Origin of the sequence: uncultured Sphingomonas sp. (genome assembly GCF_937871615.1) — a bacterium.
Classification (GTDB): Bacteria; Pseudomonadota; Alphaproteobacteria; order Sphingomonadales; family Sphingomonadaceae; genus Sphingomonas.
The window spans coordinates 1-8,410 of record NZ_CALMPA010000009.1 but is presented as its reverse complement, the minus strand read 5'-3'; the positions used below and the strand labels follow the sequence as shown (position 1 = coordinate 8,410).

Here is an 8,410-nt window from a genome sequence, read left to right as displayed (position 1 = left end):
GATCTCCGCGATCCGCTCGGCTATGTTGCAGGTGATCGGCATCAGACGTTTTCCCCTTGCGGTACAAGCGCGGCGATGCGCGCACGCGCCTCGGCCATGATTGATTCGACCAGTTCGGCGACGCTTGGCAGATCGCCCAGGCGGCCCGCGACGACGCCCGTTGCCATCAGCCCGTTCTCGGCATCGCCATCGACCACCGCGCGCTGGATCAGCATCGGCGCGGCTGCCGCCATCATCGCCTGCGGCAGGGTGAGGCCGCCGTGACTGGTCATCCCCTGCGCGGCGCGGAGCAGTTCGGCGAAAGACGCGCCCGTCTGGCGCTTCATCTGAAGCCCGCTCTCGATCGCGCGGCGCCACAGGCCGATGTCCGACGAACGCTCGATCCGATCGAGCGCGTGGTTGCGGATCATCCGCTGCGGAATGCCGTCCACCCTGGTCGATACGGTGATATCGTCGGTGCTGGCCGCGACATAACGCGCCTTCACCTGATCGGGCGGGGCGCTTTCGCGCGTCATCAGGAAGCGTGTGCCCATCGCGATGCCCGCCGCACCGAAGGCGAGCGCCGCCGCCAGCCCGCGCCCATCGGCGAACCCGCCCGCCGCGACCACCGGCACCTTCACCGCATCGAGCACCTGCGGCAGCAACACGGTGGTCGGCACCGAACCCGTATGCCCGCCGCCTTCGCCGCCCTGCACCGTAATGATATCGACGCCCAGTTGCGCCATCTTCTGCGCGTGCTTCACCGCGCCGACCGTCGGCATGGTGAGGATGCCGGCATCCCGGAAGCGCGCGATCATCTTCGCATCCGGCCCGCGCCCGAAGCTGACGGCGCGCACCTGATCGGCATTCTCGACGATGATATCGACGATCTCGGACGCGCCCGGCTGGAAGGAATGGAAGTTCACCCCGAACCGCCGCGTCGTGCCCGCGCGCACCGCGGCGATCGCCTCGCGCACTTCCGCCGGGGTCATCACCGCGGCGGCGAGGAAGCCGAATGCGCCGGCCTCAGACGTGGCGATCACCAGCGGCGGGGTGGCGATCCAGCCCATCGCCGTCTGGACGATCGGATAGCGGCAGCCCAGCCGCTCGGTGAGGATAGTGCGCAGCGGATCGCTCATGGATCAGGCCTTGCCCGCCGCTTTCTTGTTGGCCGCCGCCATCGCCTTGCCGTCCAGCCCGCCAAGCGAATTGCCGCTGACGAGATCATTCTGCGCATGGGCGAAGTGATGCATGTGAAACACCGCGTCCATCGCGGTGCGCTTGCCGCGCAGATCCTCGACATGGTTGAACGCCTGCTTGGTCAGCCAGTTGCCGAGGCGCGGACGCTGCGCCAATTCGTGCGCGATTCCGGCGGTTTCCTCGCGCAGCGTCTCACGCGGGAACAGGCGATTGACCATACCGAACTGATAGGCGCGCGCCGCCGGCATCCGCTCGCCGAGCAGCAGGAACTCCTTCGCGACGCGCGGCGGCAATTCGAAACCGTGCGCGAAATATTCGACGCCGGGAATGCCCATGCGGTTGACCGGATCCTGGAAGAACGCGTCTTCGCTGGCGACGATCAGGTCGCACACCCAGGCGAGCATCAGGCCGCCCGCGATGCACGCGCCCTGCACCATCGCGATCGTCGGCTTCGGAATGTCGCGCCAGCGGCGGCACATGCCGAGATACACCTCATGCTCGCGGGTGTAGAGCAATTCGGCACCGGGCCGGGTGGTATGATCGCCGAACATCAGCTTGCGATCGAACGGTACGAGATGATCACGCCCCGGCGTGCCGATGTCATGGCCGGCGCTGAAATGCTTGCCCTCGCCCGCCAGCACGATGACCTTGATCGCATCATCGTCCGTCGCGCGCGCGAAGGCGGCGTCGAGCGCATAGGTCATCTGGCTGTTCTGCGCGTTGTTGAACTGGGGCCGGTCCATCGTGATCCACGCGACCGCGCCGTCGGTTTCGTAGCGCACCGGCGTGTCCGTCTCATAAACCGGGGATTGCGGCTGGCGCGGGGCGAGTTCGTCGCTCATGCTGCTGTCTCCTTCACCGCAGCGGGATTTCCCGCGATCACGGTCGCGCGGATGTTGTGCGGATCGAGCCGCGCGATGATCGCCAGTGCCTCCACATCCGGCAGCGCGGTTTCGGTGAGCGGCCCGGCTTCGAGCGGGAAGCCCGTCGCCGCCTGCACCTCCTCGAACGTCACGCCGGGATGGAGCGAGACGACGCGGATCGCATGATCCGCCCCGCCGAAATCCATGACGCACAGGTTGGTGACGATGCGGCGCAGTTCGATGCCCGCATAGTTGCCGCCGGCCACGCGCTTCGCCGGATTATATCCTGCACTTGATACCATATCGACTTCGCCCGGCACGAAGACGCGCGGCGAATGCGCCGGAATGAACATCGAATTGGGATGATAGACCGAATTGCCCGGAAAGCCGCGCACGCCGAGCATCTGGGTCTTGGGCTTGTGATAGGTGCCGCCGAGGTACGACAGATTAGTCTGCCCGAAACGGTCGATCTGCGTGGGCGTGACCATCGCGTGCCGCCGCCCGGTCCACACCGCCGCATCGAAGAAGCGCGAGAACGGGAGATATCCGGCCGCCTTGGGGCGATCGTCATAGGCGCGTGGCCCGATCGGCACCGGCTCCTCGACGAGGAAGGCCTCGCCGTCGCTCATCATGAGGCCGGGCGAATGGGTGAGCTTGGCGAGGCTCGCGCCGAGGCGCGGCACCGGGCCAACGCCGGTGGCGACGATCTCTCGCGTATCGCGGAATGCTTCCGACGCGGCGAAGATGCAGAGTTCTGCGAGCGTGGCGCTGGTCATCAAAACACCGGCATCGGCAGCTTCGCCACCGAGTCCATTCCTCCGACGGAGGCAATATACGCGTGTTCGTCGGCGCCGACGAACCGTTCCGCGACCTGTGCCCAGTCGCCGGGGTCTTTCGCGGCGTCCGCATAGGCGCGGAACGCCTTCATGTCCCATCCGTAAGCCGGCGGCATCGAGCTGGGATGCGCGCCGCCCTTCATTTCGATCACGCCGTTCACGAAGCTGCGCTCGAACGGGCTGAATCGTACGTCATCGGGATAATGATCCTCCATCCGGTCGACCAGTTCCTCGCACGAGACGAACGTGCGCTCGGCGGCGCGGGCGAACCATTCATCGTAATAGATATCCGGCCCGAGCAACTGGACGTTGCCGCGCCAGTCCGATCGGCTCACGTGAAGCAGCGCGACATCGAGTTTCAGCGCCGGCATCGCGATCAGCGTTTCGCCGTCGGGATAGGGCGATTGCACATATTTCAGCTCGCCCAGCTCGGCGAGATCGGTGCCCAGCCCAACGCGCGTCGGCAGGAAGGGCAGGCCGAAAGCGGCGGCCTTCAGCCCCCATTGCAGCATCCCCTCGTCCAGCTCCAGCACCGCGATCGAGCCGCTTTCGCGCGCCTTGCGGAACCATGGCTCCAGCGGAATCGCATCGAGCGAGACGAAGGCGAACACCAGCTTCTTCACCTTGCCCGCTGCGCACAGCATCCCGACATCCGCGCCGCCATAGGCAACGATCGTCAGATCCTTGAGCGGCGAGCGGAGGATTTCGCGCACCAGCGCCATCGGCTTGCGCCGCGGCCCCCAGCCGCCGATGCCGATCGTCATCCCGTCCTGAAGGCTGGCGACGATTTCCGTCGCCGTCATGCGTTTGTCGAGCATCATGCGGCTCCCGACGCCGCTTCGGTCTGCCATGCCCAGACATGGCCCCATTTGCTGATCTTGTCGTGCGCGGTGACCTGCCAGGTGGCGGGATCTATCACCAGCCCGTCGCAGCCGACCTCAAGGTCGAAGCCGGCCGGCGTCTGGACGTAGAAACTGGTCATCTCGTCATTGACATGTTCGCCAAGCGTCGCGGATTCCTTGTAGCCGCCGGCGACCATCCGGGCGTGCGCCTTTTCCACCTCCGCCAGCGTCGGCAGTTCCAGCATCAGGTGGACGCAGGCCGATGGCGGCACCGGCATTTCGGCCAGCGCGACGCTGTGGTGTCGCCCGTTGTCGGCGTGCATGAACGCGAAGCGCATCCCCGGATCGTGATCGCCGCCCATCAGGAAGAAATGCGGAAGATCGGTATCGTGGAAGCCGATAACGTCGCGGTAGAAGGCGTGGCACTTATCGAAATCGGGCGCGGCCAGCACGGCATGGCCCATGCCATATTCGCCGGTGATGAAGCGCGGCACGCCGACGGGCGAGACGAACGGCGCATCTTCGCGCTGGTCCCCATAATAGAATTCCAGCGCGTTGCCTGCCGGATCACTGGTGCGGAACAGCCCGGCGACGCAGCGCGAGGCAGCGAGTTCGGGCGAACCCGGCTCGACCGGCTGGCCGGCGGCGCGGATTTTTTCCGCGAGCGCGCCAAGCGCCGCCGCGTCCGCCACTTCATAGCCCGATGCCGCCAACCGATCGGTCGTGCCGGTTTCGATGCGGAAACGGAATGGGCGCTCGTCGACGCGATAGAATGCCGCGCCGTCGCTCGTCGCCCGACCGCGCATCGCGCCCGCCACCTGCGTCAGGAAATGATCCCAACGATCCGGCTGGGTGGTTTCCACCACCGCATAGCCAAGCGACCTTACGCCCATGACATCAGGCTCCTTTTACCAAATCGAGAAAATACGGGCGCTCGCCGCCGCCATCGACCTCAAGCCGCGCGCCGCTCACCCAGTTCGCCAGCGGCGAACACAGAAACAGAACCGCGCCGGCGATATCGTCGCCGCTGCCCATCCGGCCGAGCGGCATCGAACGGCCAACCGCTTCCTGCGCGGCTGCGTCGCCATAGGTCGCCTCGGCGTTCTCGGTCTGCATCAGCCCCGCGACGATCGCGTTGACGCGGATATTCCGCGCGCCCCATTCCTGGGCCAGGCTTTGCGTAAGATTGAGTAGCCCCGCCTTCGCAGCGCCGTACACCGCGGTTCCCGGCGAGGGGCGCGCGCCGGAGACGCTGGCGATGTTGACGATGCTGCCGCCGCCCGCGGCGACCATGTGGGGGTGCGCGGCCTGCGCCATATAGAGCGGCGCGACGAGGTTGAGCTTCAGGATCGCGTCGACGAATCGCGGCGAGACGGTGGCGGCATCGGCGGGGGGCGAGCCGCCCGCATTGTTCACCAATATGTCGAGTCGGCCATGCATCGCTGCCGCTGCATCCACCAGCGCGCGCGCCTGATCGGGATCGCGCACATCGGCCTTATGAAAGGTGATGCCGCCGGGCAGATCATCCGGCGCGGCGCGACCGCATATGGTGACCGCGCAGCCCGCTTCGGCCAGCCGCATCGCGATCACGCGGCCCAGCCCGCGCGTACCGCCGGTCACGATCGCGGCCTTGCCTGCCAGATCGAGATGCGCGCCGCCCTGCAAGCCTTCTCTCCTCTTTTCCCCGACAGGGGTGAAACTGGTTCTCGACCGCCGCTATTTCGCGAGGTTGAGCTTTTCTATTGACGATTTGCGTATCGTAGCGCAAGAGAAATTACGAAGATAGCGATTTGGGCCGGCGATTGCCGCTGGCCGTATAGGAGGGGCTGCGATGGCCGCCGTTGTTCCGCTCAAGGACCAGATTGAACCGCCTGCCGCCGCCGCGCTCATCGAGCGCGCGCGCGACATGATCCCGACATTGAAGGCGCGCGCGAAGCGATGTGTCGCGGAAGGGAAAGTGCCCGACGAGACGATCGCGGAGATGCGGGCCGCCGGCTTCTTCCGTATCCTCCAGCCGAAGCGCTGGGGCGGATATGAGATGCATCCGAACGTGTTCTTCGACGTGCAGAAGCTGCTCGCCGAAGGCTGTATGTCGACCGGCTGGGTCTATGGCGTCGTCGGCTGCCACCCGTTCGAACTGGCGCTGTTTCACGATCGCGCGCAGCAGGAAGTGTGGAGCGAGGACGATGGCATTCTCGTATCCTCCTCCTATCAGCCGGTCGGCAAGGTGGAACATGCCGATGGCGGCTTCTATCTCACCGGGCGCTGGGGATTTTCCAGCGGGTCCGAGCATTGCCGCTGGGTGCTGCTCGGCGCGCTGGTGCCATCGAAGGAGCCGGGCGGCCCGCCTGACATGCGCACCTTCCTCGTCCCGCGCGCGGATTACAGGATCGAGAGTAACTGGGATGTGTTCGGGCTTCAGGGCACCGGCAGCAACGATATCGTCGTCGAGCGCGCCTTCGTTCCCGATTATCGCACGCATCGCTCGGTCGACGGGTTCAACTGCCAGAACCCCGGCCAGCGGGAAAATGACGGGGCGCTTTATCGCCTGCCCTGGGCGCAGGTGTTCGTGCGTTCGGTCTCGTCGGCGGCGCTCGGCGGCGCGCGCGCGGGCATTGAGGCGGCGCTGACGATCGCGGCGGATCGCGTATCGAGCAACACCGGCAAGGTTTCCAAGACCGATCCGATCCTTCACGCCGCGATCGCCAGGGCATATGCGCAGATCGGCGAGATGGAGCTGGCGCTGCGGGCGACCTTCGATGAACTGATGAGCCATGCCGATCGCGGCGCGCCGATCCCGCTCGATAAGCGCGCGGCCTGGCGCTACCAGTCCTCCACCGTGGTGCGGCGGTGCGCCGATCTGGTGGGTGATATCCTGCCGCTGCTCGGCGGGCGCGCGATCTATATGTCGAGCCCGATCGTCCAGCCGTGGCTCGATCTCAACGCCGCGCGCGCGCACGTCGCCAACGATCCGAACAACTGGACGGCGGACATGATCGGTGGCCTGATGGGCCAGGCTCCTGCGATGATGTTCATGTGATGGGGGCGCTCGTCACCAAGCGGCACGTCGTCGGCGGCGGCCATGAGATCCACATCGCGGAAACCGGCAGCGGCCCGGCGGTAGTGTTCATCCACGGCAGCGGGCCGGGCGCATCGGGCGCGTCGAACTTTCGCCAGAATATCCAGGCCTTCGTCGCCGCCGGATATCGCGTGATCCTGCCCGATCTGATCGGTTACGGCGACAGCTCCAAGCCGGAGGGGATCGACTATACGCTCCAGTTGTTCACCGACACCTTGTACGACGCGCTGCGCGCGCACGGCATCGAGCGGGCGGCGTTGGTGGGCAATTCGCTGGGCGGCGGCATCGCGTTGCAGATGACGCTCGATCACCCGGAATTCGTCTCCAGCTTGGTGCTGATGGCGCCGGGCTGCGTGGAGGAGCGCGAGACCTATTTCGCCATGCCCGGCATCGCGAAGATGGTGTCGAACTTCGGCGGCCCCGATTTCAGCATCGAGGAGCAGCGCCGGCTGGTCTGCAACCTCGTTTATGATGCGTCGGCGGTCACCGACGAACTGGTCGCCGAACGCTATGCCGTGGCGCGGACCCAGCCCAAGGATGTGCTGGTGCGGATGCGCACTCCCAATCTCGCGCCGCGCCTGGGCGAGGTGAAGCAGCCGATCTACGGCTTCTGGGGATTGCAGGACGATTTCTGCCCGGCGAGCGGCGCGCGCCATTTCCTCGACGCGTGCGAGGATGTGCGGTTCACCACCTTCGCCCGCACCGGCCATTGGGTGCAGGTGGAGCGCACCGCGGAGTTCAACCGCTATGCGATCGGCTTTCTCGATGAGCATCGCTGAGCGGCACGGCGCGGAGCTTTACGCCGCGTTGCGGGAACGGCGCACAGTGCCGCCGCTCATCGCGCGCGATCCGTCGCTCACGGTTGATGATGCTTATGCCATCAGCCTCGATTTCCTCGCCCGCTGCATGGGGGATGGGGAGAAAGTGATCGGCAAGAAGATCGGCGTCACCTCGAAAGCGGTGCAGGATATGCTTGGGGTGCATCAGCCCGATTTCGGCTTCCTTACCGATCGGATGCTGATTGAAGGCGATATCGACATCGCCGCCACCGGGCTGATCCAGCCGCGCGCGGAAGCCGAGATCGCCTTCATCCTGCGCAAGGGCCTCAAAGGGCCGGGGGTGACGGCGGCGGAGGTGATCGACGCCACCGAAAGCATCGCGCCATGCTTCGAGATCGTCGACAGCCGGATTGATGACTGGAAGATCGGCATTGTCGATACGGTGGCGGACAATGCCTCGTGCGGCGTGTTCGTGCTGGGCGAGGCGCGTGCCGATCCGCGCGCCCATGATCTGCCCGCGCTGCATGTCCGCGTGACGAAGAACGGTGCGCCACTGTCCGAAGGCTATGGCAGCGCGGTGCAGGGTAACCCGGCTGAGGCGGTGGCATGGCTCGCCAATACGCTGGGGCAATACGGGGTCTCGCTGAATGCGGGCGACGTGATCCTGTCCGGATCGCTGGTGCCGCTGGCGCCGGCGGTGGCGGGCGATCGGTTCGAAATGACGCTGGAGGGCGTGGGCATGTGCACCGCGACCTTCGTTTAGGAGGCTGGCAGGCGTGACCAAGGTGAAAGCGGCGATCATTGGATCGGGTAACATCGGGACCGATCTGAT

The 8,410-nt window shown here is 66.0% G+C and carries 9 protein-coding genes; 3 read left to right on the top strand and 6 right to left on the bottom strand.

The genetic code is table 11. The features are described from left to right. Nucleotides 1-41 precede the first annotated feature (41 nt). The 6 genes from Q0316_RS01050 to Q0316_RS01025 are packed head-to-tail and all read right to left on the bottom strand — an operon-like array spanning nt 42 to nt 5,385. Nucleotides 42-1,118 carry a nitronate monooxygenase gene (locus Q0316_RS01050; protein ID WP_298668345.1) on the bottom strand — a complete coding sequence of 359 codons (1,077 nt, stop codon included), beginning with the start codon at nt 1,116-1,118 and terminating at the stop codon, nt 42-44. A gap of 3 nt (nt 1,119-1,121) precedes the next feature. Then, nucleotides 1,122-2,021 carry an enoyl-CoA hydratase gene (locus Q0316_RS01045; protein WP_298668343.1) on the bottom strand — a complete coding sequence of 300 codons (900 nt, stop codon included), beginning with the start codon at nt 2,019-2,021 and terminating at the stop codon, nt 1,122-1,124. Beyond that, the gene (locus tag Q0316_RS01040; protein ID WP_298668340.1) at nt 2,018-2,818 is read right to left on the bottom strand and encodes a ketoacid CoA transferase; all 801 of its coding nucleotides are present in this window, start codon (nt 2,816-2,818) and stop codon (nt 2,018-2,020) included. The genes Q0316_RS01045 and Q0316_RS01040 overlap by 4 nt, the downstream gene beginning before the upstream one ends. Beyond that, entirely contained in the window at nt 2,818-3,696 is an 879-nt protein-coding gene (locus tag Q0316_RS01035; RefSeq protein WP_298668338.1) for a CoA transferase subunit A, read from the bottom strand. Before Q0316_RS01035 ends, Q0316_RS01040 begins: the two co-directional genes overlap by 1 nt. Continuing rightward, on the bottom strand, nt 3,696-4,613 hold the full coding sequence (locus tag Q0316_RS01030; protein WP_298668335.1) for a VOC family protein: 918 nt from the start codon (nt 4,611-4,613) through the stop codon (nt 3,696-3,698). The genes Q0316_RS01035 and Q0316_RS01030 overlap by 1 nt, the downstream gene beginning before the upstream one ends. Nucleotides 4,614-4,617: 4 nt before the next feature. Next, complete coding sequence (locus Q0316_RS01025; protein ID WP_298668332.1) at nt 4,618-5,385, bottom strand: SDR family oxidoreductase; 768 nt, start codon at nt 5,383-5,385, stop codon at nt 4,618-4,620. A 166-nt stretch (nt 5,386-5,551) separates the two neighbouring features. Here Q0316_RS01025 and Q0316_RS01020 point away from each other — a divergent pair, with 166 nt between their 5' ends. Genes Q0316_RS01020 through Q0316_RS01010 form a run of 3 tightly spaced genes read left to right on the top strand, consistent with a single transcriptional unit; the run spans nt 5,552 to nt 8,341 of the window. After that, on the top strand, nt 5,552-6,760 hold the full coding sequence (locus Q0316_RS01020; protein ID WP_298668330.1) for an acyl-CoA dehydrogenase family protein: 1,209 nt from the start codon (nt 5,552-5,554) through the stop codon (nt 6,758-6,760). Continuing rightward, the gene (locus Q0316_RS01015; RefSeq protein WP_298668327.1) at nt 6,760-7,578 is read left to right on the top strand and encodes an alpha/beta fold hydrolase; all 819 of its coding nucleotides are present in this window, start codon (nt 6,760-6,762) and stop codon (nt 7,576-7,578) included. The genes Q0316_RS01020 and Q0316_RS01015 overlap by 1 nt, the downstream gene beginning before the upstream one ends. Next, nucleotides 7,565-8,341: a fumarylacetoacetate hydrolase family protein gene (locus Q0316_RS01010; RefSeq protein ID WP_298668324.1), complete on the top strand. Its 777-nt coding sequence runs from the start codon at nt 7,565-7,567 to the stop codon at nt 8,339-8,341. The genes Q0316_RS01015 and Q0316_RS01010 overlap by 14 nt, the downstream gene beginning before the upstream one ends. Nucleotides 8,342-8,410 lie beyond the last annotated feature (69 nt).